The 955-nt window shown below is 76.8% G+C and carries 1 protein-coding gene; it reads left to right on the forward strand.

Annotated elements, in window-relative coordinates; genetic code table 11:
• Nucleotides 1-955: hypothetical protein (locus tag V6V16_RS27735; protein ID WP_334566892.1), on the forward strand; the 955-nt coding region annotated here is incomplete at both ends.

The following is a 955-nucleotide window of genomic DNA, read 5'->3' on the forward strand; positions in this document are numbered from 1 at the left end:
CGGGCTCATGGCCCTGCGCGAGGCGGGTGTCGACACGTTCCTGGAGGTCGGACCGCAGAGCGTACTGACCGCGATGGCGGTCGACGTGCTGCCCGAGGATGACGCGGTGTTGGCTGTCGCGGTGCAGCGTCGGGACCGGCCGGAGGCGCATGCGCTGCTGCACGCCCTGGCGGAGCTGCACGTGCACGGGGCGCCGGTGAACTGGCAGCCGTGGTTCGCCGACACCGGGGCGCGGCGGGTCGACCTGCCCACGTACGCCTTCCAGCACCAGCGCTACTGGCCGGAGGCCGGGCCCGCGAAGCAGGCCGCCCCGGGCGGCGGCGACGCCGAGTTCTGGGCCGCCGTCGAGCGTGGCGACCTGACCGCCCTCGCCGCCGAACTCGGCGACGACACCGAGGACCTGGACGCGCTCGCTCCGGCCCTGCCGCTGCTGGCGCGCTGGCGTCAGCACCGGTCCCGGGACACTGCCCTGGACGGGTGGTCGTACCGGGTCGGATGGGAGCCGGTGCGGCCGGCCCCGGCAACCCGGTTGGCCGGGCGGTGGCTGGTGGTCACCGTCGACAGCGGCGCCGACGCGGGCGTGGCGAAGATCCTCACCCAGGCGGGTGCCAGCGTGGACACGCTGACCGTGCCGTCCACCCTCACCCGCGCCGACCTGGGCGATCGGCTGCGCCGGATCAGCGGGGAGGGCTGGGCCGGGGTGCTCTGCGTCCTGCCCCGCCAGGACCACCCGCCGGCGCACACGCCGGCGGTGCCCGCCGGCACGGCGGTGCTGCTCACCCTCACCCGGGCCCTGACCGACACCGGCCTGCCCGGACGGGTGTGGGCACTCAGCCGCACCGCGATGCCGGTCACGGCCGGGGAGCGGGTCGGCGACGTCTGGGCGGCCCTCGCCTGGGGCCTGGGCCGGGTCGTCGCCCTCGAACAGCCGGACCGCTGGGGCGGCCTGGTCGAC

The organism is Micromonospora sp. CPCC 205561 (genome assembly GCF_036906775.1).
GTDB lineage: Bacteria > Actinomycetota > Actinomycetes > Mycobacteriales > Micromonosporaceae > Micromonospora.